The organism is Streptomyces ipomoeae 91-03, from assembly GCF_000317595.1.
In the GTDB taxonomy this organism is placed as follows: Bacteria; Actinomycetota; Actinomycetes; order Streptomycetales; family Streptomycetaceae; genus Streptomyces; species Streptomyces ipomoeae.
In genome coordinates this window covers 42,994-67,223 of record NZ_AEJC01000665.1, presented here as the reverse complement: position 1 = coordinate 67,223, position 24,230 = coordinate 42,994, and the positions used below count along the sequence as shown (strand labels likewise).

Annotated in this window: 14 protein-coding genes; 6 read left to right on the top strand and 8 right to left on the bottom strand. The window is 68.3% G+C overall.

Annotated elements, in window-relative coordinates:
- The first annotated feature begins 18 nt into the window (after positions 1 to 18).
- The 3 genes from STRIP9103_RS43665 to STRIP9103_RS43655 all read left to right on the top strand — a co-directional run bounded on the left by STRIP9103_RS43665 (position 19) and on the right by STRIP9103_RS43655 (position 10,121).
- Positions 19 to 4,281: a non-ribosomal peptide synthetase gene (locus STRIP9103_RS43665; RefSeq protein ID WP_158696966.1), complete on the top strand. Its 4,263-nt coding sequence runs from the start codon at positions 19 to 21 to the stop codon at positions 4,279 to 4,281.
- A gap of 40 nt (positions 4,282 to 4,321) precedes the next feature.
- Positions 4,322 to 8,659, top strand: a complete 4,338-nt coding sequence (locus STRIP9103_RS43660) for a non-ribosomal peptide synthetase (protein WP_009342074.1) — start codon at positions 4,322 to 4,324, stop codon at positions 8,657 to 8,659.
- A 256-nt stretch (positions 8,660 to 8,915) separates the two neighbouring features.
- Positions 8,916 to 10,121: an IS110 family RNA-guided transposase gene (locus tag STRIP9103_RS43655; protein ID WP_009342146.1), complete on the top strand. Its 1,206-nt coding sequence runs from the start codon at positions 8,916 to 8,918 to the stop codon at positions 10,119 to 10,121.
- Between the two features lie 74 nt (positions 10,122 to 10,195).
- On the opposite strand, the gene STRIP9103_RS43650 is transcribed toward STRIP9103_RS43655, so the two are convergent.
- From STRIP9103_RS43650 to STRIP9103_RS43640, 3 genes are all read right to left on the bottom strand, one after another.
- Positions 10,196 to 11,398, bottom strand: a complete 1,203-nt coding sequence (locus tag STRIP9103_RS43650; RefSeq protein WP_009342114.1) for an IS110 family RNA-guided transposase — start codon at positions 11,396 to 11,398, stop codon at positions 10,196 to 10,198.
- A 78-nt stretch (positions 11,399 to 11,476) separates the two neighbouring features.
- Positions 11,477 to 12,295, bottom strand: coding sequence for an IS5 family transposase (locus tag STRIP9103_RS48060; RefSeq protein ID WP_009300981.1), 819 nt, complete (start codon positions 12,293 to 12,295; stop codon positions 11,477 to 11,479).
- A gap of 51 nt (positions 12,296 to 12,346) precedes the next feature.
- Positions 12,347 to 13,143 (bottom strand): IS5 family transposase gene (locus STRIP9103_RS43640; protein ID WP_106437500.1). Its coding sequence is split into 2 segments (ribosomal slippage): positions 12,347 to 12,805 and positions 12,808 to 13,143, totalling 795 coding nucleotides; the frame shifts between segments, so codons are not numbered across the junction.
- 87 nt (positions 13,144 to 13,230) lie between these two features.
- On the opposite strand from STRIP9103_RS43640, the gene STRIP9103_RS48055 reads away from it, so the two are divergent.
- Positions 13,231 to 14,049, top strand: coding sequence for an IS5 family transposase (locus STRIP9103_RS48055; RefSeq protein ID WP_009300981.1), 819 nt, complete (start codon positions 13,231 to 13,233; stop codon positions 14,047 to 14,049).
- A gap of 91 nt (positions 14,050 to 14,140) precedes the next feature.
- Positions 14,141 to 15,207, top strand: a protein-coding gene (locus STRIP9103_RS53815) for an IS630 family transposase (RefSeq protein WP_445081954.1) whose coding sequence is annotated in 2 segments (ribosomal slippage) — positions 14,141 to 14,584 and positions 14,587 to 15,207 — 1,065 coding nt in all. Because the reading frame shifts where the segments join, the coding sequence is not laid out codon by codon here.
- Between the two features lie 222 nt (positions 15,208 to 15,429).
- On the opposite strand, the gene STRIP9103_RS48050 is transcribed toward STRIP9103_RS53815, so the two are convergent.
- A protein-coding gene (locus tag STRIP9103_RS48050) for an IS5 family transposase (RefSeq protein ID WP_234022174.1) occupies positions 15,430 to 16,304 on the bottom strand; the annotation gives its coding sequence in 2 pieces (ribosomal slippage) (positions 15,430 to 15,923 and positions 15,923 to 16,304; 876 coding nt in all).
- 32 nt (positions 16,305 to 16,336) lie between these two features.
- Here STRIP9103_RS48050 and STRIP9103_RS48045 point away from each other — a divergent pair.
- A protein-coding gene (locus STRIP9103_RS48045) for an IS5 family transposase (RefSeq protein ID WP_100244023.1) occupies positions 16,337 to 17,256 on the top strand; the annotation gives its coding sequence in 2 pieces (ribosomal slippage) (positions 16,337 to 16,750 and positions 16,753 to 17,256; 918 coding nt in all).
- Positions 17,257 to 17,886: 630 nt separating this feature from the next.
- On the opposite strand, the gene STRIP9103_RS43600 is transcribed toward STRIP9103_RS48045, so the two are convergent.
- The 4 genes from STRIP9103_RS43600 to STRIP9103_RS43585 all read right to left on the bottom strand — a co-directional run bounded on the left by STRIP9103_RS43600 (position 17,887) and on the right by STRIP9103_RS43585 (position 24,214).
- Positions 17,887 to 19,623, bottom strand: a complete 1,737-nt coding sequence (locus tag STRIP9103_RS43600) for a cholesterol oxidase substrate-binding domain-containing protein (protein WP_009342084.1) — start codon at positions 19,621 to 19,623, stop codon at positions 17,887 to 17,889.
- Between the two features lie 167 nt (positions 19,624 to 19,790).
- Entirely contained in the window at positions 19,791 to 21,416 is a 1,626-nt protein-coding gene (locus STRIP9103_RS43595) for a cholesterol oxidase substrate-binding domain-containing protein (protein ID WP_100244145.1), read from the bottom strand.
- Positions 21,417 to 21,537: 121 nt separating this feature from the next.
- Positions 21,538 to 22,914 carry a cytochrome P450 gene (locus tag STRIP9103_RS43590; protein WP_048822188.1) on the bottom strand — a complete coding sequence of 459 codons (1,377 nt, stop codon included), beginning with the start codon at positions 22,912 to 22,914 and terminating at the stop codon, positions 21,538 to 21,540.
- A gap of 136 nt (positions 22,915 to 23,050) precedes the next feature.
- Positions 23,051 to 24,214 carry a sulfotransferase family protein gene (locus STRIP9103_RS43585; protein ID WP_009342197.1) on the bottom strand — a complete coding sequence of 388 codons (1,164 nt, stop codon included), beginning with the start codon at positions 24,212 to 24,214 and terminating at the stop codon, positions 23,051 to 23,053.
- Between the last annotated feature and the right edge of the window lie 16 nt (positions 24,215 to 24,230).

The following is a 24,230-nucleotide window of genomic DNA, read 5'->3' as shown; positions in this document are numbered from 1 at the left end:
TCCGATTTCGAGAATCACGTGCGCCGGAATCCCGAAGCTCCTGCACTGATCGGCGCCGACGAGGCACTCAGTTACGCGCAGTTGAACGCCCGTTCCAACCGGCTGGCCCGCTTGCTGCTGGCCCATGGCGCAGGCCGTGACCGCCCAGTCGGCCTGCTGCTGCCGCGCTCAGCGGACTACGTCATAGCCGCCGTCGCCGTCCTGAAGAGCGGCGCGGCCTTCCTACCGCTAGACCCAAGCCACCCCGCCAAGCGTCTGGCCATGATGGCGGGTGACGCGCGCCCGGTCGTGATCGTCACGGACGCGCAGGCGGAGGCGGAGGCGGGGATCCCTGAGGGGATCGAGACCCTTGCTCCGCTCTTGCGCCTGGACGATGGCGTCCCGCAGGCGCTCCCGGACGACGACCTAACGGACGCCGACCGCCGAGTCCCCCTGCGCGCCGGTGACCTGGCCTACGTCATCTACACGTCCGGTTCCACCGGCACCCCCAAGGGGGTCGGGCTCACACACCGGGGAATTGGGCCGATGGCCCAGGCACAGGCCGCGCACCTGAAGGTTACCCCGCACTCGCGGGTGCTCGCCTTCTCCTCCCCTAGCTTCGACGCAAGTTTCTGGGAGATGTCCATGGCGCTGCTGCATGGCGCGGCACTTGTCGTTGGCCGCCGTGGCAGACTCCTACCGGACGCCGAACTCGCCGCCCTGCTGACGGACTGGGACGTCACGCACGCGACGCTGCCACCGTCCGTGGCCGGCGCGCTTGAGCCTGCCGATGTCCCGCAAGGACTCACTCTGGTCGCGGCCGGCGAACCGTGCACGTCGGCACTCGCGGCCCGCTGGAGTGCGGGACGGCTCATGGTGAACGCCTACGGCCCGACCGAGAGTACGGTCTGCGCGACGATTAGCGAGCCCGTCCGCGGCGACCTCGCACCCCCCATCGGCCGCGCGATCACCGGCACATGCGTCTACGTCCTGGACGACACCCTCACGCCGGTCCCGCCCGGCGTCACAGGCGAGATACACCTGGCGGGCGAGGGACTAGCCCGCGGCTATCTCGGCCGTCCCGCACTCACCGCCGAACGTTTCGTCGCCGACCCTTTCGGCCCACCCGGCAGCCGCATGTACCGCACCGGCGACCTCGGCCACTGGAATGACCGAGGGGAGCTGGAGTTCGGCGGGCGAGTCGACACTCAGGTAAAAATCCGAGGCCAGCGCGTGGAGTTGGGGGAGATCGAGGCTGTCCTCACCCGCCACCCCCGGATCCGCCAAGCGGCCGTCCTCCTTCGCGAGGACCGACCGAGCCATCCAGTATTGACCGCATATATCGTCCCGGAGAGCTCCCCAGCCGACTATGCCGAGAGCCACCAGGAGAAGCACGTCGACGCGCTCTCCAGCAGCCGCTCCGGCAATCAATACGCACAAATCAACGCTTGGGAGAACCTCTACGACGACCTCTACGGTCAACGCCCCATCCGCGAAGACACGTTCGGCGAAGACTTCGTCGGCCGGAACCGCACTCGCGACGGTCGCCCCATCGAGGGCATCCGCGTCTGGCGCGACGAAACGGTGCGTTCCATCAGGGAGCTGAGCCCCACCCGCCTTCTGGAAATCGGCTGCGGCTCGGGCCTTCTCCTCTCACGCTTGGCCGACACCTGCGATGAGTACTGGGCCACCGACCTCTCCGGCCAGGTGATCGAACGACTCCGCACACAAATCGCCGTCCGTCCCGCCTTCGGAGACCGCGTCACCCTGCGCCACCAGCCCGCTCACGACATCACGGGGCTGCCGCGCGAGCACTTCGATACCGTCGTCATCAACTCCGTCGCGCAGTACTTCCCCACCCGCGACTACCTGGTACAAGTCCTGAACGCCGCCGCGGACCTCCTCACCCCCGGCGGCCGGCTCTTCCTCGGTGACGTCCGCGATCTGCGCCTGCTGAGGACGTTCCGGGGAGCACTGGAACTCTCGACGGCCGCCCCCGGGACGGACCCCCGGCGCCTGCGCGACACTATCGACCAGGCAGTCGCCGGTGAGCCCGAGCTGGCCGTGGACCCAACCCTGTTCACAACCCTGGACGCCCTCGCCCTCCACTCCTGCCGTTTCAAGCAGGACACGTACGACGACGAACTGCGCCTTTATCGCTACGACGTGGTCCTCACGAAATCCCCCACCCCGCAACAACCCCCCACCCCCCGCTACGTCACGTGGCACAACACCACCTCCTTGGAGGACATCGCCGCGCTGCTCCGCGAACGCTCAACTCGGCCCATCAAGGTCACCGGGGTGCCCCGTCGGGGCTTGACTCCTGAACATATGGCCGTGGAGGCGCTATTCGAAGGCCGACCCACATCGGAGGCCCTCTCCCTGCGCGCGACGGACGACTCCCCGACGCCCGGCAGCCTGACCTCCCTGGCGGGCGAGCATGGCTGGACACTCGTCAGTACGCACTCGTCCCGCGGCCCGTCCCACGCGGACCTCTTCTACTTCCCGCCGGGTGACCCGGTGATCCTCCCGCCACCGCCCTCCGCATCCCCGGCATCCCCCCTGACCAACACACCGCGCAACGCCCCCGACGTGGGCAACCTCCCGGCGGAGTTGAGCGCGTACGCCACCGATCGGCTCCCCGCGCACATGGTCCCCGCCACGTTCGTCCCGCTCGACCGGCTTCCGGTCACGGTCCACGGCAAACTCGACCGCGAGGCACTCCCCGAGCCGCCCCTGCTGTCCGCCACGGAAGGACGCCGTCCACAGACTTCCTGGGAGGAAACCCTCGTCGGTATCTTCGCCGATGTTCTCGGCCTCCATCACGTCGCCGCGGACGACGACTTCTTCGCCGTCGGCGGCAACTCCCTGCTGGCCACCCGGATCGCCTCGGAGATCCGCCGCCGCACGGCTGTGGAGATGCCACTGGGTTGGTTCTTCGAGGGTCCGACCCCGCAGGCACTGGCAGAAAGACTGGAGGAGGCGGGGCTAACCCCCGCAACGACGATCGCAGGGACGCCCACGTTCGCTGCTTCCCCGACGGCCGCCCCACTGTCCGCACAGCAGACTCTCATGTGGTCCGAGGTACAAGGCGGAGCCCCGCCGGCCCTGTTCGTCATCCCGCTCGTCATCCGCCTGGACGGCCACGTGGACCCCGAATCGGTGCGCGCTTCCCTTGAAGACGTCTGCCTTCGCCACACCCCCCTGCGGACCCTGATCCACCTGCGCGGGGCTGTCCCCCACCCGGTGGAATCCACGCTCCATGTCCCTTGGACGACCCGGCACACCACCTCCGACAGCCTCCCGTCGGACCTTGCCGCAGCAGCCCGCCAAAGCTTCGACCTGACCCGTGAGATCCCGCTCCGAGCAACCTACTTCCACGTCTCGTCCTGCTCGCCGACCCTTCTCCTTACCTTCCACCACCTGGCTCTGGACGGCTGGTCCTTGGGCCCCTTCCTCACGGACCTGGCCCACGCCCTCCGGGCACGCCGACAGGGTGTCGAACCCCAATGGACGAAACTCCCCCTGACGTACGCGGAGTTCGCTCGCTCTCAGCACGGCCTCTTCGCGACCTCGGAGGCGACACGCCTGCGAACGTACTGGCAGCAAAAGCTGTCCCACCCCACGGACCCCCTCCTCCCTCTGCTGGTCTCAGCTGGGGACGGCCCGCCGCCCCCGAAACCCACGCACCTCGACTACGCAGGCCACTCCCTCGAACATCCTCTGACCCTGACTTCCGCCCATCTCACAGAGATGGCCCTGGCCCACGGCGTAACCCCCTTCATGGTCTTGCACGCCGCGCTGCTGGCCCAGCTGCACGCCCTGGGAGCCCGAGGCGACATCAGCATCGGCACGGCGGTCGCCGGCCGGACGGACATCAACACCAACTCCTTGGTCGGCCTCTTCGCGGACACCCTCATCCTCCGCACAGACCTCTGTGACCCCCTCGACGTCACAGGCCTCTTCCACCGCGTACGAACCACAGACCTTGATGCCTTCGCCCACCAGGCCCTACCGGTGGGAGCACTGACGACTCCCCTTGAGCCGGAAATAGTGCTGATCTTCCGGGACGCCCCCACCCCCGTAGAGGTGGACCACTGCCTGACCCTCACCCCGCTCGTCCCACCGCCGGCAACCACGAGCCGCTTCCCGGTCCAGTGGACGATCGAACGCTCCACAGACCCCAACGCGCCACTCCGAGCCCGCCTCCAGTACCGCGCAGACACCATCACGCCCCCCAAAGCAGCAGCCCTTCTAACCCAGTTCAACGAAACCCTGTCAACTCTGACATCTCGTCCCTGACCCCACCCGCGCACCCACAACGACGCCCCATCCACCCCGAATGAGGTCCGCCATGCCCACCCCGACGCCGGGGCGTCCCACCACCCCCGACCAACCGCTCACCCCAGTTCCCGCCACTTGGCCGGCCCTCTTCACCGCCCAAGCCCACCGAGCCCCCCACTCCACAGCTATCGACTCTCCCCACCAGACCCTTTCTTACGCCGACCTCAACCACAGAGCCAACCGCCTGGCCCGCCTCCTCATAGCCTGCGGAGCCGGCCCCGAACGCCTTGTGGCACTGGCACTCCCCAGGTCCGTCGATTTCGTCGTGGCCGTGACCGCAGTCCTCAAAGCCGGGGCCGCCTACTGCCCCCTGGACCCCGCATACCCCCCGACGCGCCTGAAGTTCATGCTCGAAGACTCCCGAGCAGACCTTCTCCTGACAACTGAAACAACCCAAGCGGAAGACGACTGGATCCCGACAACCCACCGGGTGATCAGGCTGGACGACCCGGCGGTACAGGCAGCCTTGACCCGCCAACGGCCGGACGACGTGGGGGACAAGGACAGACAGACGCCTCTACGGACAACGCACCCGGCCTACGTCATCTACACCTCAGGCTCGACAGGCACCCCCAAGGGAGTCGTCGTCACGCACAGAGGGATTGCCCCCCTCGTCCAGAGCCACACGAGGGCGCTGAAGGTAACCCCAGACTCCAGACTCCTGCTGTTCTCCTCCCCGAGCTTCGACGGAGCCTTCTGGGACCTGACAATGGCGCTGCTGACCGGCGCGACCCTGGTGGTGGCCCCGGGGGAGAACCTTCACCCCGGCCCCGACCTCACCGCAACGGCGGCAAAAGAGCGGATTACCCACTTCACCCTCCCCGCTTCCACCTTGGCGGCGCTCGATCCGGACGCCCTCCCCCCGACGGCGACGATCGTGAACGTCGGCGAGGCATGCGACGCGGAAACGGCGAGACGCTGGTCGCAGGGACGAACGATGTTCAACGCGTACGGCCCGACAGAGTCGACGGTCTCGGCGACGATCACCACCCCCCTGGACGGCAGGGGGACCCCGCCCCTCGGCGCCCCCCTGACAGGCACCCGCGTATACGTCCTGGATGATGACCTGACCCCGGTCCCCCCAGGAGGCACCGGTGAGATCCATCTGGCGGGAGAGGGCCTAGCCCGCGGCTACCTTGGCCGCCCCGCCCTCACGGCGGAACGGTTCGTGGCGAACCCCTTCGGCCCACCCGGCACCCGCATGTACCGCACGGGAGACCTAGCCCGAGTAAGGGAGGACAGCTCCCTGGAGTTCGCGGGCCGAGCCGACTTCCAGGTCAAACTCCGCGGCTTCCGCGTGGAGCCGGGAGAGGTGGAGGCGGTCCTCAGGGAGCACCCGGACATCGCCTCGGCCGCCGTCGTCGTCCGCACGGATCGCGACGGCGACCCTCGCCTGGTGGGGTACGTCGTCCCCCGTACAAAGGCCAGTACGGCGGAGCACGTGGAGGAGTGGCGCAGGCTGTATGACGAGACGTACGGCCGAGGAGACGATGGCGCGGCGCCGGGGGAGGATTTTGCCGGCTGGCACAGCAGCTACGACGGCGCACCCATCCCGCTCCCGCAGATGCGCGCCTGGCGCGACGCGACGGTGACGGCGATCAGGGAACTGCGTCCACGCCGGCTGCTGGAGATCGGCGTCGGTTCGGGCCTGCTGATGTCCCGCCTGGCACCCGACTGCGAGGAGTACTGGGCGACGGACTTCTCCGGCGAGGTGATCACCCGCCTCGCCTCACAGCAGCCCGCAAGCCACGTCACCCTGCGCCACCAGCCCGCGCACGACTTCGCCGGACTGCCGCAGGGACACTTCGACACCGTCGTCCTCAATTCCGTCGTGCAGTACTTCCCCGACGTCGAGTACCTCCTGGACGTCCTGCGCGGTGCCGTCCGCCTGCTCACTCCGACCGGCCAGATCTTCCTGGGAGACGTGCGCCACCTCGGTCTGCTTCCCGTCCTGCGCACAGGAATCCGCCTTGGCGCACCGGAGGAAGGGCTTCTCTCGAGGATCGAGCAAGACGTCGCGGACGAGACTGAACTCCTTCTGAACCCAGAGTTCTTCGCCTCCCTCCACCAATGGATCCCCGAACTCCGGACGGCCCGCACCTCGTTGAAGCGCGGCGCATACGACAACGAACTCAATCGTTACCGCTACGACGTTGTCCTCGGCCGGCAGCTGGAAACGGTTCAGGAGCCGTTGCCCGAGTTCACCTGGAGCCCCGACACCGAGTTCATCGAACTGCTCAAGCGCCACCCCGACGCGCTCTTGTGCCGAGGTGTCCCCAACTCCGCGCTCCAGCGCGAGGTTTCCGCCTACCGCTCCCTCCGGGACGGCACTGAACCCCCCTCGTCACCCGGACTGACGGCCGAGCAGCTGTACGCACTGGCGGCGGACGCCGGCCGTGCCGCCAGAGTTGTCTTCTCACACGGCCATGACGACCACGCGGCCATGGACGTCTACGTCAGCGGCCAGGGAGAACGCACCGCCGCCACCCTGCCGCCCGACCCCGCCGAAACCGTCCCGGCCCGTCCGCAAGACCTCGCCAACCAGCCGCAGGCGCACCGCCAGGGACACGACCTGTTGGCCCGCCTCCCCGGCTACCTGGCCGCGCGTCTGCCCGCTTACCTCCGGCCCAGCATCTTCGTCAGGATCGCGGCGCTCCCGCTGAACCCCAACGGCAAGCTGGACCGCGCGGCCCTGCCCGCTCCCGCCCCCGCCGCACGGCCGGACGGACCTGTGCCACGCGACGCGCGCGACGCACGGGAGGAGATCCTCGCCGGACTGGTGGCCGACGTCCTCGGCGTCCCGGCGGTGGCCCGCGAGGACGACTTCTTCGCGCTCGGCGGGAACTCCCTGCTCGCGACCCGCCTGGTCGGCCGCATCCGCCGCCACTTGAGTGCCACCGTTCCAATCGCCGCGATCTTCGAGCACCCGACGGTCGCCGCGTTGGCTCCCCTCGCGGTGCCGGAGGCGCACCCGGAGAACCCTCCGGTCTGCCGACCCGCACACCACACCGACGTGCCGCTCTCGCACAGCCAGTCCGGCATGTGGATCATCAACCGGATCGGGGGCAAGTCCGCGCAGCTTTACAACGTGCCGTTCTGCCTGCGCCTCACCGGACCCCTGGATACCGGCGCACTGCATGCCGCCGTCCAGGACGTCGTGGACCGGCACGAACCGCTGCGCACCCTGCTGCCGGACGGCATGGACGGACCCCGCCAGCGGGTCCTGGACGCGGCAAGCGCGCCGGTGGACTGGCAGATCATCGACATCCCGGTCGACCAGGTGACAGAGGCGTTGACACGAATCGCCAGCGGACCGTTCGATTTGCGCACGGACCCGCCGCTGCGCGCGATCCTTTTCTGCCACGGCCCCGGCCAGGCCACCCTGCTCCTGCTCCTGCACCACGTCGCCGTCGACGGCTGGTCCCTCACTCCCCTCACAGCCGACCTCGCCACCGCCTACCGCGCCCGCGCCAAGGGCGACACCCCCGACTGGGCCCCCCTGGAACTCCACTACCGGGACTACAGCGACTGGCACAACCGCCTCGCCGCCGAATCCACCGACATCGGCTCCGCGTTCGGACGTCAGCTGGACTTCTGGCGGACGACGCTGTCCGGCGCCCCCGCCGAGTGCACAGCGTCGTCCCGTCCCCGGCCCGCCGTGACCAGCCACCGGGGTGGTGTGGTCACCGCCCGGCTGGAGCCCGCCCTGCACCAGGAACTGCGCAACCTCGCGCGCGAGAACGGCGCCACCCTCTTCATGCTCCTGCATGCCGCGCTCGCAGCGCTCATGACGCAGGAGGGAGCCGGGACAGACATCCTGATCGGCACCGCCGCCGCAGCGCGCGCCGATCCCGCGCTGGACCAGCTTGTAGGCCTCTTCGCGAACAGCGTCGTCCTGCGCGTGGACACCTCCGGCGACCCCACCTTCCGTGAGCTCCTCGCCCGCACCCGTGCGGTAGACCTCGCCGCTTTCGCGCACCAGGACGTCCCCTTCGACCAGGTCGTGGCGCACCTCAACCCGCCGCGCCACGCTGCCCGGCACCCCCTCTACCAGACCGCGCTCGTCGTCCATGACACTCCCGCGGATGGCTCCTTCGCCGCTGAATCCCTCACCATCGACCGCTTCCCTCCTCCCGACCTCGGCACCGCGCGCTTCGACCTGATGTTCAACTGGGACGAACACCGCGACCGCCGAGGAGAGGCCGCCGGCCTCACGGTCCGCGTCGAGTACTCCGCCGACCTGTTCGACGCGCACACCGTCGAAGGCCTGCTGCAACGCCAACTGACGCTGCTGGAGCGCTCGGTACGCGACCAGGATGCACCGATTATCCCGTGAGCGGCACTGAAAACCGTTTCCCCCGTTACCTTCTTCGTGGCCCCGGGCCTGGGGCTCCCGGCCTCCGGGCCCGGCATGACTTTTGCCCCCTGTCGACCATGACCCGGGGGGTGGTGTCACCGGGCCGGGAGGCACCGGTCGACCGCTGATAGGGGCACGAGCGCCGGCCTGTCCGGCAAGGCTCTGCGTAACGTGGTTGCCGGCAACTGGTGCCACGTCGAGGCCGGGGCGGCAAGACCTTCCCTGGAGGAAGCACGTGATCGACATCAGCGACATCGGCGTCTACCTCGGGCTGGACGTCGGCAAGGGCGAACACCACGCCCACGGCCTGCGACCGGACGGCAAGACCGTAGTCGACAAGCCGCTGCCCAACAGTGAACCGAAGCTGCGGGCCATGCTGGACAAGCTCGCCGCGAAGTACGGCACCGTGCTCGTCGTCGTCGACCAGCCCGCCTCGATCGGCGCCCTGCCGCTCGCCGTCGCCCGGGATGCGGGCCGCAAAGTCGCCTACCTGCCCGGCCTGACGATGCGGCGAATCGCCGACCTCTACCCCGGCGAGGGCAAGACCGACACCCGCGACGCGGCGATCATCGCCGACGCCGCCCGCACCATGCCGCACACGCTCCGCTCCATCGAACTGGACGACGAGACCGTCGCCGAACTGCACATGATCGTGGGCTTCGACGACGACCTCGCAGGCGAGGTCACCCGCGTCGCCAACCGGCTGCGGGGGCTGCTCACCCAAATCCATCCCTCGCTGGAGCGGGTCCCGGGCCCGCGCATCCAACACCCGGCCGTGCTCTGGCTGCTCGAGCGCTTCGGCTCGCCCAAGGCAATCCGCAAGGCCGGACGCCGTCAACTGATCACCATCCTGCGGCCAAAGGCCCCACGCATGGCCGAGCGCCTGGTCGAGGACATCTTCACCGCACTCGACGAACAGACCGTCGTCGTTCCCGGCACCGACGCGGCCGCGGTGATCGTGCCCAAACTCGCCGCGAACCTGTCCGCCCTGCTGGACCAGCGCAGACAACTCGCCTCCAGCATCGAGGAACTGCTGGAGGCCCACCCTCTTTCCAAGCTCCTGACGTCGATGCCGAGCATAGGCGTCAGGACCGGAGCCAGGATCCTCATCGACGTCGGTGACGGATCCGCCTTCCCCACCGCCGGCCACCTCGCCGCCTACGCCGGCCTGGCTCCCGTCACCCGACGGTCCGGGTCCTCCATCCGTGGCGAGAGCCCCTCCCGAAGAGGCAACAAGCACCTCAAACGGGCCTTCTTCGTGTCCGCGTTCGCGGCTCTGGCCGACCCCGCCTCCAGGGCCTACTACGAGCGGAAGAAAGCCGAGGGCAAGCGCCACAAGCAGGCCCTGATGTGTCTCGCCCGCCGCCGCGTCGACGTGCTGTTCGCCATGCTCCGCGACGGCACCTTCTTCGAGCCCCACTCCGCCCCCCAAACCGCCTGAACCACGACAGAACAACCGCCCCGCCCCTTGACGAAAGAGATAAGGGCACCCCCCGGAGAATCTCAATGATCGTGTCAAGCCGCCTGCGTGACCGGCGGGACGGGGGTGAACAGCCTCTTGTCACGCAGCATCGCCCACAGCACGTTCACGCGCCGTCGGGCGAGCGAGAGGATCGCCTGGGTGTGGACCATCCCCTCCGCGCGTTTCTTGAGGTAGTAGTCCCGCGAGGGGCCGGGCCGCATCATCGCGGACTGCGCGGACATATAGAACAGCCAGCGCAGGCGCCGGCTGCAGTGCTTGGGCCGGTGGTAGTTGCCGGTGCGGCGGCCGGAGTCGCGGGGCACTGGGGCCAGGCCGGCGTGGGAGGCCAGCCGGTCGGCGTCGCGGTAGCCGGACAGGTCACCGACGATGGCGACGAACTCGGCGCCCAGGATGGGACCCATGCCGGGCATCGACTCGATGATCTCGGCGCGGTCGTCGGTGCGGAAGGTCTCGTGGATCTCCCGGTCGTTGTCCTTGATCCGCTCGTCCAGTGCCAGGAGCTGGTGGGCCAGGTCGCGCACCAGCTTCGCGGCCCGGCTCTCGCCGGGCAGTGCGGTCATCTGGGACTGGGCGGCCTCGACTGCCTTGGCCGCGATCGTGTCAGCTCCGCGGACCTTTCGGCGCTCCAGCCAGGTCGTCAGTCGCTTGACGCCAATCCGCCGCAGGGCGGCCGGCGTCTGGTACTCGGTCAGCATGACCACTGGGCCTTTGACGGCGGAGTAGTCGAAAGCCCGCTCCAGAGCCGGGCAGATGCCCACCAGCAGGTCACGCAGCCGGTTGATGAGCCGGCCCCGGTCGGCGATCAGGTCACGCCGGTAGCCGGTCAGCAGCTGGAGCGTGGAGACCAGCTCCGGCGGGGTCTCGATCGGAGCAAAGTCCCGTCGCACGCGGGCCTGATCGGCGATGACGAGCGCGTCCTTGGCATCGGTCTTGCCCTCGCCCCGGTAGGCGCCGGTCATCCGGTTGACGGTGCGGCCGGGCACGTAGACGACCTGCTGACCGTGCGCGACGAGCAGGGCCAGCAACAGGGCGGAGGCCCGGCCGGAGATGTCCACCGCCCACCGCACCTCGCCGGCCTTCTCCCGGGCTGCCGCTATGAGCGTCAGGATCTGCGACTCGTCGTTGACCACCTTCGTCGAGAACACCGTCTCGCCGTCGGTGTTGACCGCCACCGCCCAGTGGTGCCCCTTGCCGGCGTCGATGCCGACCCATATCCGCCCGTGAGCCGTACTCAAGCCCGTCGCTCCGTTCCGCCATGACCCGCACTTCCGTGGCCCGAGGAACACTCCGCCGACAGGTCCTTAGACCGTGTCCTACGTGGTGAGGCGGACGAGACGCTTGTAGCAGCACAAGGCCGCGGCGAGACCGAGAAAGGCCAGGTAGTTGCGGGGATTACGTTCGTAGCGGGGGCTGAGTCTGCGGTAGCCGGACAGCCACGACATCGTTCTTTCGATCACCCACCTGCGGCGGCCCAGCCGTTCGCTGGACTCGATGCCTTTGCGGGCGATCCGGACTCCGATGCGCTTGCCGTGTAACCATTTCCGCAGGTCCGGTCGATCGTAGGCTTTGTCCGCGTGGAGGCGCTGAGGCTTGAAGTACCGGCCGCGATGGGGGTCGTGTCTCGTTTGGTGACCCGCCACCATCGGCTTCAGACCTTCGCTGTCGTGGGTGTTGCCGGCCGAGACGCCGACGACCAGGGGCAGTCCGTTCGCGTCCGACAGGATGTGCATCTTGGAACCCGGCTTGCCCCGGTCCACGGGGCTCGGACCTGTGTGTTCGCCCCCTTTTTTAGCCCTGACGTGGGCGGTGTCGAGGACTACACGGGTCACCTCGACCAGGCCGGCGTCGTCGAGCCGGTGCAGCACAGCCTCGTGCAATCGGCCCCAGACGCCGGCTCTGGACCAGATCAGGAAGCGGCGGTGAGCGGTCGACTTCGATATGCCGAAGCAGGGCGGCAGAGCCCGCCAGGCACAACCGCTGACCAGCACGTAGATGATCGCCGCGAACAGCGTCTCATCAGGCGTGTCCTGTGTACCGCCGCCCTGTGGCCGCACCTTCGACGGCGGGATCAGCGGCTTCGCGATCTCCCACAGCCCATCCGGAACAATCCAACTCCACGTATCCCGCCCCATGCCCTGCCCAACGTCCGCCTCACCACGTAGGACACGGTCTTAGACGTCGTCTCATTTGGCGAGTCTGCGGAAGCAGATGAGGCTGCAGGCAATGGCGGTGAAGGCCAAGAAGTGCTCGGCCTTGCGTTCGTAGCGGCGGTGCAAACGTCGGCAGCCGCCCAGCCAGGACATCGTGCGCTCGATCGTCCAGCGATGCCGGCCCAGTCGGGTCGAGGACTCGATGCCCTTGCGGGCGATGCGGTGGCGGATGCCTCGCTTGCGCAGCCATCGGCGCAGGTGGTCGTAGTCGTAGCCCTTGTCCGCATGCAGCTTGGCGGGCCGTCGTCTGCGCGGGCCGCGGCGGGAGCGGATCGGCGGGATGCCGCGCACGAGCGGCTCGAGTGCCTGGCTGTCGTGCAGGTTCGCGCCGGAGATCCCGATCGAGAGGGGTAAACCGGTCCGCTCGGTGATCAAGTGGATCTTCGAGCCCTTCTTGCCCCGGTCCACCGGATTCGGACCTGTCAGGTCCCCCCTTTCAGGGCCCGCATGTTCACCGAGTCGATCGCACATCGCGACCGGTCCAGCTCTCCGCGCGAGCCCAACTCGTCGAGGATGAGGCGGTGAAGCTTCGCCCAGACCCGGGCGGCACTCCACTCGGTGAAGCGCCGGTGCGCGGTCGGTCCTGAAGGGCCGAAGACCGGTGGTAGCTGCCGCCAGGTGCAGCCCGTCGTGGCCACGAAGATGATCGCGGCGAGCACCTCGCGATCCCCGTACCGGCGCCGGCCACCGCCCTGCGGCCTCAATGGAGCAGATGGAACAACCCGCTGGAACAGCTCCCACAACTCATCCGGCACCATGCGTTCGACCATCACCACACGGTGCAGACTACCTCGCGCTCCAAATGAGACGACGCCTTAGACCGTGTCCTACGTGGTGAGGCGGACGTTGGGCAGGGCATGGGGCGGGATACGTGGAGTTGGATTGTTCCGGATGGGCTGTGGGAGATCGCGAAGCCGCTGATCCCGCCGTCGAAGGTGCGGCCACAGGGCGGCGGTACACAGGACACGCCTGATGAGACGCTGTTCGCGGCGATCATCTACGTGCTGGTCAGCGGTTGTGCCTGGCGGGCTCTGCCGCCCTGCTTCGGCATATCGAAGTCGACCGCTCACCGCCGCTTCCTGATCTGGTCCAGAGCCGGCGTCTGGGGCCGATTGCACGAGGCTGTGCTGCACCGGCTCGACGACGCCGGCCTGGTCGAGGTGACCCGTGTAGTCCTCGACACCGCCCACGTCAGGGCTAAAAAAGGGGGCGAACACACAGGTCCGAGCCCCGTGGACCGGGGCAAGCCGGGTTCCAAGATGCACATCCTGTCGGACGCGAACGGACTGCCCCTGGTCGTCGGCGTCTCGGCCGGCAACACCCACGACAGCGAAGGTCTGAAGCCGATGGTGGCGGGTCACCAAACGAGACACGACCCCCATCGCGGCCGGTACTTCAAGCCTCAGCGCCTCCACGCGGACAAAGCCTACGATCGACCGGACCTGCGGAAATGGTTACACGGCAAGCGCATCGGAGTCCGGATCGCCCGCAAAGGCATCGAGTCCAGCGAACGGCTGGGCCGCCGCAGGTGGGTGATCGAAAGAACGATGTCGTGGCTGTCCGGCTACCGCAGACTCAGCCCCCGCTACGAACGTAATCCCCGCAACTACCTGGCCTTTCTCGGTCTCGCCGCGGCCTTGTGCTGCTACAAGCGTCTCGTCCGCCTCACCACGTAGGACACGGTCTTAACGAACTACCGCTACTGAGTTTGAATGCGTGATGTCGTAGGGGCTGACGGGCCGCTGTCCCCTGCGGTATCACCGGGACATGCGGTATCCACAGGGTGGCGGGCTGACCGCCGAACGGCAGCGGTTCCGTGAGGACTTGCGCCTCCAGGCGGCCGAGCGGTTCGCCAGGGGCGATGCGAGCTCGGTGATCGCCAAAGACCTGCGTGTCAGTGTCCGGTCGGTGCAGCGATGGCGGCAGGCGTGGGAGGAGGGCGGTCCGCGTGCTCTGCGGTCGCAGGGGCCGGCGTCGTTGCCGAGGCTGAGCGGGAAGCAGTTCGCGCAGTTGGAGGCAGAGCTGGCCAAGGGGCCGGCCGCACACGGCTGGGAGGACCAGCGGTGGACCCTGGCGCGGGTCAAGACCGTGATCGGCCGGCGCTTCCACCTGACCTACACCATCCAGGGCGTGCGGAAGTTGCTGGTCCGCAACGGCTGGTCCTGCCAGGTCCCAGCCCGACGCGCCATCGAGCGGGATGACGAAGCTGTGGCCGGCTGGGTGAAGGAGACCTGGCCCTGCGCGGAAGACTCGCGGCGGCCCGTGGAGCCTGGCTCGTCTTCGAAGACGAAGCCGGCTTCTCCATGACGCCGCCGCACGCGAAGACCTGGTCACAACGTGGCCGCACCCCGGTGGTACGGGTCCGCGGCCGCTCCCGCAGACGTATCTCTATCGCCGCCCTGACCTGCTACAAACCCGGCCAACGCTCGAGGCTGATCTACCGGCCGCGTCGGGACGACGGCCGACGCGACGGACGCAGGAGTTTCTCCTGGCGTGACTACCGGGACCTGCTGATCGCCGCACACCAGCAGCTCGGCGGCCCGATCGTGCTCATCTGGGACAATCTCAACGTCCACAAGGCCGCCGACTTACAGAAGTTCGCCGCCTCCAGGGACTGGCTGACCATCTGCTACCTGCCGCCTTACGCACCCGACCTCAACCCCGTCGAAGGCATCTGGTCGCTCCTGCGACGCGGTTGGCTGTCCAACGTCGCCTTCAGCACTCCCGAACACCTCATCCAGCGCATCCGACGCGGCCTGCGGCACATCCAGTACCGCAGCCACCTCATAGACGGCTGCCTCGCCGAGACCGGCCTGACCATCAGACCCGCCTGAACAACGTCACGACATCACGAGTTCAACATCAGTAACGCGCAAGCCCCTGAAAGACCGGAAAGGGCCTCCGTCGCGGATCAGAGGCCCTTCCCAAGGCGAAGCCGCAGGTGGCGGCAGACGAGTCGGGCTGTACGCCGGGTATTCCTGGAGCACCTTTCTGACCTGCGACTTTACGGGATCGGACCGGCTGTGACCTGCTAGGGTGCGTTTTGAAAGTGCTGGTCACAGCCACTCGTTGATGGCTGCGACCAGCACGGTCGCCTCGTAGCGAACTGCCAACTTGTCGTATCTCGTGGCGACAGCGCGGTGCCGCTTGAGGCGATTGATTCCGCACTCGACCGCGTGGCGCTCCTTGTAGTCGGCCTTGTCGAACTTAGGTGGCCGGCCGCCGTGGGAGCCGCGGTTCTTGCGGTTGGCGATCTGGTCGCGCTTCTCCGGGATCGTGCAGCGGATACCGCGCTTGCGCAGGTAGGCACGGTTCGCGCGGGAGCCGTACGCCTTGTCGGCACGCACCTTGTCCGGCCGGGTGCGCGGGCGGCCCGACCCGAGCCGGGGCACCCGGATGCGGCCCAAGACCACCTGGAACTGCGGGGAATCACCGCGCTGTCCTGCCGTGATGACCAGCGACATCGGTTTCTGGGCCTGCTCGACCGCCAGGTGGAGCTTGGTTGTCAGCCCGCCCCGGGAGCGTCCGAGCCCGTGGTCGTCGGGCTCGATGAACACACCGCCTGGCGGCTCGGTCTGCAGATCCCCTTTTTGCGGGCGCCGGCCGCATGCTGGTGGGCGCGGGCGATGGTCGAGTCCACCGAGACGTCCCAGGTGATCAGTCCCTCGGCGTCGGCCTGGGCCTGCAGCTGTTCGAAGATGCGGTGCCAGGTGCCGTCCCGCTGCCAGCGGCGGAACAGGCCGTAGACCGTCTCCCACGGGCCATAGCGCTCGGGCACGTCCCGCCAGGGAGCACCGGCGCGGGTGCGCCACCGTATGCCGTCTATCAGTTGCCGCTTGGTGTGCACCGGTGGCCGTCCAGGCTTCTTGCCGACCGGGAGCAGGGGCTCCAGCTTCGCCCACTGTGTATTCGTCAGATCATGCCGCCCCACGAAGTGGGATCTTGACACATCAAGATCCACATATGAAACGCACCCTAGGGTTCGTCTTCAAAGATCGTCAGACGGTGGATCATGGTGGGGTGGTACGCCGTCATGAACTCACCGACCAAGAGTGGGAGTTGCTCGCTCCGTTGATACCGCGGGCCGCGACAGGCCGGCCTCGTGTGGAGGACCGGCAGGTCGTCAACGGGATGGTCTACAAGATCCGGACCGGCATCTCGTGGCGTGATCTGCCGGACCGCTACGGTCCGTGGAAGACGGTCTACACCCGCTTCCGTCGCTACGCCCTGGACGGCGTGTTCACCCGGGTCCTGCAGCAGATCCAGGCCCGGGCCGACGCGGCCGGTGACATCGACTGGCTGGTGCAGATCGACTCCACCGTCGTCCGCGCCCACCAGCACGCAGCCGCCACCGGCCGAAAAGGGGGCAGCACCGGCAGGACGAACCGGACGATCGCGCCCTCGGCCGATCCCGAGGAGGCCTGACCACCAAAATCCACCTCGCCTGCGACGGCCGCGGCCGTCCTCTCGCCGTCCTGGTCACCCCGGGCCAGCGGCACGACAGCATCTGCGCTCGCCCCCTTCTGGAACGGATCCACGTCCCTCGAACTGGCCCGGGCCGACCACGCTGCCGTCCCGACCACGTCATCGCAGACAAGGCCTACAGCTCGCGCGGCTTCCGCGCCTACCTGCGAAAACGCGGCATCGCACACACCATCCCAGAGAAGACCGACCAGCGACGGCACCGGCACAATCGCGGCCATCGCGGCGGGCGGCCGCCCGGGTTCGAGCGGGAGATCTACCACCGACGCAACGTCATTGAGCGCTGCTTCAACCGGCTCAAGGGCTTCCGTGGCATCGCCACCAGATACGAGAAGACCGCCGCTTCCTACGAAGCGGCGGTCACACTCGCGTCATTCCTGCTCTGGGCAAGATCCGTTTGAAGACGGACCCTAGTACTCCAGCAGTATTTTGCTGTTTGACCTGCGGGTTTGGCTGGGCGGCTGGAGTGTAGCGGGCCGCGGAGTGGTCAGGGGTGGCCTTCGGCAGGCCGCCCCTCGATCGTGCGATAGCGCCGCAGGTAGTGACAGTGGCGGGCGACCGCTTGGCGTCGTCGGCGCCAGTTCGACCAACTCAGCGCGTGGTGTCGTCCTCGGCGGCCACGAAGGTGCGGCGGTCGGGGACGACAAGCTGCCAGGAGTCGCCGAACCTTCGCCACTGTGAACTCGATTGGCCCGGCTGTCCCACCGGTGCCGCCCCCCTTTTCCCGGACCTGGTGCGCCGTGGCGGCCAGGAAGGCGTGGGCGAGCATGGCCAGTGTGATGTGCCGGTACCAACCGACGTAGCGACGGACTTCGTACTTGACGACTCACGCCTGTGAAACCTCGTCAATACCGCCAACCGCGGGCGGTACCACCATCTCGCCCAGGAAACCCACCGTCCGCTGCCGGTGATCGTCCTGCGTCCGCGAAGCACTTCGTGACACTCACCTCCCCATACGCCCCCACGGTGCCCCCTGTCCCACAGCCCGGCGTGCTGGGACGTGCCGCGCTGTGAGACACAGCTGTCGGCAGTCAGGGCATGAGGGCGTCCAGCAGAGGGGAGGAATAGATCCGGGCCGGGTCGTAGCGGCCGAGGATCTCCCTCGCGGTGTCCCAGGTGCCGCCTACCTCCTGACCCTCCCGATAGGAGGCGGGAACGGTGTCGGCGAGCATCGTCGGGTCGGACCAGGCGGCGGTGCCGGAGTAGCCCCAGCCCTTGGACCATTCGGCGCGGACCCCGGCGTAGTCGCCCGTGTAGTTCGACAGCACCCACTGCTCGACCTCGCGGAAGAACCTCTGGGACTGCGGTGTTCCGGGGAGGCTGAGCACGTCCATCCATACCGCGGTGTCCCACGAGGGCTGGTCCGGACGGGTGCGGACCGCGCTGAGCAGCGGCGAAACGGCACCCGCGACCCCGCAGTCGGCCGGGTCGTCCAAGCCTGTGACGCGGACCTCCCAGGGGCCGTTCATGGGGTACTGCCCGGCCTTTTCGTAGTCGGCCAACACCGTCCTGAGGTAGTCGTAGAACTCACTGACGACACGTTGGACGTCCCCGCGCGCGCACAGGATGGCGTACCCGTTGGCGGTGACGCGAAGTGTGGTGGGGCGAACGTACAGCTGGGTGTTCTTCGCCCATCCCCAGATGTCCCACGTGGCGGTGGTGATCGATCCCAGGCTGCAGTTGCCGAACTGCAGGTTCTCGAAGGCTGGGGTGACCGCGACGTTGCCGCGGACGATGTCCGAGGCGAAGTCGGACGTCTCCGGGCTGACCCAGTCGCAGAAGGTGTAGTTGAAGGGGCTGTCGACCTGCCTGGACAGCAGCGGCTTGGTCGGCTTGACGGTCCAGACCTTGAGCCAGGGAGCCGCAGTGAAGGGGAACCAGATCGTCTCCACCCTTCCGGACCGTTTCACCAGCGCCGCGAACGAGTTGTCGCCAGCGCTCGCCGGCGGCGCGAAAAGGGCGTCCGCCGACGTCGTGAAGCTGCTCCGGCACCGCAGCCGGGTGTTCGGTCCGACCCGGAGTGTGGCCTCCGTGAGGAAGGCTCGACCCAGGTTGACGAGGAAGGCACCGATGTCCGGATCGTCGCGCTCGAAGGTTTTGAGCACGTACGCGCCTTCCGCGGAATCCCAGACGACGGCGGTGAGGGAGACGACGAGATTGCTGACGGAGCCGTATGTGTGCCCGGCCAGGAGCTCCTCTCCTTCGGCGGGTACGGAGCTACCGTGGCCGCCGATGGCCAGTACCCCGCCGAGGGTGACGTCTCCGGCGGCCGGAACGTTGGTCAGGCCGTAGCCGGCCTCCTCGGCAGCGGTGAGCAGGGAGAGCATGGTCGCGCCGCACTGCGCGGTGACGCAGGCGGGGGATCCACCGGCGACGCTGACCGCGGTCAGATGCCGGGTGGTGTCGACCATGAGGACGTCGGCGGCGGCCCCGCTGGCTTCCAGCAGCGGCGACCAGCCGTGGCCCGCTCCACGCGCGCGCAGACGCCAGCCCTGTGCGTGCGCCCAGTTCGCCAACGTCACGACGTCCTGGGGAGTCCTGGGGGAGCAGGTCCACACGGAGCTGACGCGGATCTCTCCCGACCAGTTGGACCATGCCTGCTGGTAGACCTCCATGGAGCCGGGGAAGTCCGGTGGTGACGCGTCAGCGGCCTCGGCCGGAGTGATAGTGAAGGCGGGCGTCCACTGCGTCATACCGAGTCCGGCACCGGCCGCGGCTGCGCCGAGGAAGGTCCGGCGTGACAACAGGGGTTTGGATCCGTGGTTCATGTCGTTGCCTTTCAGTACTGGTGCGCCGACGCGTCGAGTGCTGGCGGAGAGGTGCCGACAACGGGGTGCGTGCGCTGGATGCCGGAGGCTTCAAGAGCCGCACGGGGTGCATGCCGCATGGGCGAGCCCCCGTCCGCAGCGCAGACGGAGATGGTCGTGTCGCTCGCTCACAGCAGCGCTTCGTCGAGGAAGTCGCTGCTGAAGACGCCGGCGGGGTCCAGGGCGCTGAATGTCGCGAGCGCTGTGTCCCAGTTGTCGTCGGCCGGCTGCCCCGCCCGGTAGGAGTCAGGGATTGCGCTCCGCGCCGCCGTCCTGTCGGTCCACGCTCCGGTCGAGGTGCTGGCCCATTCCTTGGGCCACTCGGGGCGTACGGCCGCGTAGGAGCCGGTGTAGTGGGATCTGATCCACTGCTCCATGTCGGCGTAGAAGGCGTGGCAGTCGGGAGTGATCGGCACGGTTGTCATGTCGAACCAGACCGCGACGTCCCACTCGGGGTGATCGGGGCGCGGGCGCAACGGGGAGAGCTGTGCGCTGAGAGCGCCGGGGACGCCGCAGTCGGCTGGCTGGTCCAGGCCCGTCACCCGGATCTCCAAAGGGCCGTTGACGGGGAAGCTGCCGCGGGTCCGGTACTTTTCCAGGCATGCGGTGTAGGCGGTGTGGAATTCGCTGACGACCTGCTGGATCCGGTCCCTGCTGGTCATGACGTTCCAACAGGCGGAGGTGATCCGCACGGTGGTCGGGCGGACGTTCAGCAACAGGTCGCTCGACCAGCCCCAGACATCCCATGTCCTGGTGAGGGTCAGGCCGGCACGGACGGCGTTCATCTGTGCCCGGGTGAACACTGGTGTGAGCGACCCGGCTCCGGCGGCGATTTGGCTCAGCAGCTTTGATCCGCTCCTGGGGACGATGTCGTTGAACCTGAAGGCGTACGGTGCGGTCACTTCTTTGGACCGCCGCGGCTTGGAGGCCATGGGGGTGAACACCCGTAGCCACGGCGTGGCGGTGAAAGGGAACCAGATGCACACCACACGGCCGGAACGCTTGACATGTGAAGCGAGCGAATGCGGGCTGGCGTCGGCGGGCGGCGCGAAGAGAGTGTCGGCGCTGACATCGAAGCGGCTCTGGCAGCGAAGCCGCTGGTCGGCTCCGACCCGGAGCGTCACCTCGGTGACGAAGGCCCGGCCCAGGTTCACGAGCAGGGCCTGGATCTGTGGCTCGCTCCGCTGAAAGGTCCGCAGAACGTAACACGCCGCGTTTCCGTCCCACACGACGGCGGTGAGGCTGGTCACGAGGTTGGCCACCGAGCCGTAAGTATGGCCCGCGAGCGGTGTCTCACCGTTCGCGGGGACCCCTGTACCGCGCCCCGCCGTCGCCAGGACGCCGCCCAGTGACGCGGCGCCGAGAACAGGAAAGGCGGTGAGCCCGTAGCCGACGGTCTTGAGAGCGCCGAGCAGCGCGTCCATGCTGACGCCCGGCTGCGCGGTGACGCTTGCCGGGCTCCCCGGGTGCACGGTAACCGCCGTCAGATGCTCTGTTGTGTCCACCAGCAGTGTGTTGGTGGGACTGCCCGAGCAAGCCACCAGCGGCGACCAACTGTAGCCGCCGCCGCGAGGGCGTAGCCGCCAGCCGTTGGCGCGGGCCCAGTTGGCGAGCGTGACGACATCACAGGGCGCCGCGGGCGCGCACGTCCACACTCCCCCGGCGACCACCTGCCCCGACCAGTTCGTGAAGGTTGCTCGGTAGAGCCGGATGCCGCTCGGAAAATTCGGCGGTGCGCAATTCTTCTCGTGCATCAGGTTCCTGTCAGGTGCTGGTGCGCAGGCCCGGGATCGGGAGCAGAGCGACCCCAGCTCGGGCCTGCGGGTTCCCGTAGGGAGTGCGTCGCATCGGTCATCCGGGTGGTCAGCGCTCTTGTCAGGTGGTCGCGCACCGCGCCGCGCCACCGTCGTCCTGCGGACCGCCCCGGCGGCTGTAGCGGACCCAGCAGGGGCTGCGCGGTACCGCAGTGACCGCGGAGTAGTCAGGACGCGGCGTGTCACCCACGAGTTCAAGTTCGTAGCCGCGCAGCAGGCAGCTCCAGATGATCTGGATCTCCTGGTAGGCGAAGGCCATCCCGGTGCAGCGGTGGCGGCCGCCACCGAAGGCCAGCATCGGTTGGGGTGTCCCGCGGTGCTCGGCGCGTTCGGCCGAGAACCGGTCGGGGTCGTAGCGCTCCGGCTCCGTGAAGACCTCCGGCAGGCGGTGCGAGGCGGTGGGGGACACCATCACCCTGCTGCCGCGGGCGATCCGGTAACTGCCGTAGCTGAATTCTTGCTCCGCGTCGCGCAGCAGCACGGTCGTCGGCGGGTGTAGGCGTTCGGCTTCGATCATGCACCGGCGCAGTACGTCCATCCGACGCAGGTCCTGATGAACGGCCCGGGGTCCGTCGGCGTCGCCGGAGAGTTCCTCCTGCTCACGGAGGACCGCGGCCAGCCACTCGGGGTTCCGCAGCAGCAGGGCGCCCGTCCAGGACGCCAGAGCCGCCGTGTTGTGCTCGCCCGCCACGATGATCGCCAAGAGAAGGGACGCGGCGACTTCCTCCGGCACCGCAGTGCCGTCCCGGAATCGGGAGGACATCAGCGTGCTGACGAAGCGTCCGGCCTCCGGGCCGTCGCGCTGGATCGACCTGGCAGCGTCCAGGATGAGCTCGATCAGCTCGCTGCGTGCCCTGTCGCGGCGGCGGAAGGCGGGGAGCGGGAGGTGGGGGTGGACCAGCCACGAGGCCCGGCCCGCCGACTTCAGGTCGCGAAATAGGCGCACCAGGTCCGGACCGACCCGGCGGCGGAACTCCGCGCCGATCAGGCACTCGACGGCGATGTTCACCGAAAGCTCGCTCATCGCCTCGACCAGGTCGACGCGCCCCGTCGGTCCCCAGCCGGAGAGGTAGTCCTCGACCTCGCGCTGCATCACGGGGGCGTACCCCTCAACCGCGCCTCCGCGCAGGGCCGGAAGGATCAGCGCGATCTGCTCGTCGAAATCGGCCGGCGAGGCATCGAAGAGCATGCCCTCGCCGAACACCGGAGTCATCGACCTGTAGGCCCTGCGGCGCCCAACGGTCTCGTCGGAGGTACGGAAGACGGCGTCGGTGGCGGCGGGGCCGCTCAGGACGGTGAACCTGCGCCCGGCGATGCGGACGACGAACACCTCCCCCAACCGCCTGTGGCCGTCGAGCAGTAGGGCGACCGGGTCCTTGGCGAATGCCAGGGTGTGTCCCAGCAGGGGTAATCCGCCGTCCAGAGCGGGCGGTTCCATCAGTGAATCAGTGCGGGTGTCCCCCACGTTGTCTCCAGCCATTGAGGATGCGACTGTCCGTCGCAATCTTCTAGCACAATGCGATCAGGACACAGCCCGCGGACTAAAAGTTGAACAACGTCACAGTGGTGGCCGGTCACGCCAGCGGTTCGTCTTCCACGCCGAACCGCTCCTGGTAGCCCCGGACCCGGTCCCGCAGGGCCTCCGCGTCCAGACCGGTGCTCCCGAAGTTGTAGCGCGGGCCGGTGTCCGCGGGGTGGGCGGCCAGGAAGCGGCGCATCGCCTGCTCAGCGGTGGCGGAGAGCGACGTACCCAGCCGTTCGTAGATCTCGCGGATCGTGCGCAGCGGATCGGCCACGAATTCCCGGTACCGGATGTCGATCACCCGCCCCGGCGCCAGCAGACCGTTGGCGCGGGCTTGTTCGGAGCGGGCGAGGGCGTCCAGCAGCGGCTCAATGTACTCGGAGGCGGTCTCCGCGTGAGTCCGGCCCTCGCTCACCGCCGCACGAAGGTAGGTGACCAGTTCGCTCACGGAGACGATGACCCGCAGCGGGTCGCGGTGTGCGTGGATGAGTACCGCGTCCGGGTACTCCGCGAGCAACGCCGGCAGGTGCCAGGTGTGTGCGGGCGCCTTGAGCAGCCACCTCCGAGGCCGCTCGCCGACCTGGAGGTGCTGGAGGAAGGAACGGTGCCAGCGGTAGGCCGGGGCCATGTCCGCTTCGTTCAGCAGCCACCGCATGTAACCGGGAATCCGGTACTGCGCCGGAAAGGTCATGCTGCGGAAGTCGGATGCGGTGATGCGCACGCACTCCTGCGCCAGCCGCGCGCCCACCGGATGGAACTTCATCAGGTCCGGCACCAACTGGTTACTCATGTCCAACTCGGCCTGCACCTCGTCGATCCGCGGGTCGGTGTCGTACGTCGCCGCCGCCGGAGGGGGCACCGGCCGGGCCACCTCCCAGGTCAGCGGCGCCCGGTACCGCTCATGGTCTTGGGCGAGCAGGTCATGGAGGATGGTGGTGCCGGTACGGGGCAGGCCGGCGATGACGAGCGGGGCCTTCACCTCGCGCTCGGCGGTCTCCGGGGCGCGGGAGCACCAGTCCACGATGCGCAACCGGTTGGCGATGTGGGCGCCGATGTCCTGCGCCGCCACCGTCCGGCCGAGGTCGGTAAGCCCGGCCTCCGTGTCGAGCGCACCGAGCAGTCGGTCGAGCCCCTCCGACCAGGAACACTCGCCAAAGTCCGAAAGGCCCGTGGCCTGGACGGCGGTGGAGATCAGGAAGTCTCTGTTCAGTTGCATGTCGGCAGACTCTAGT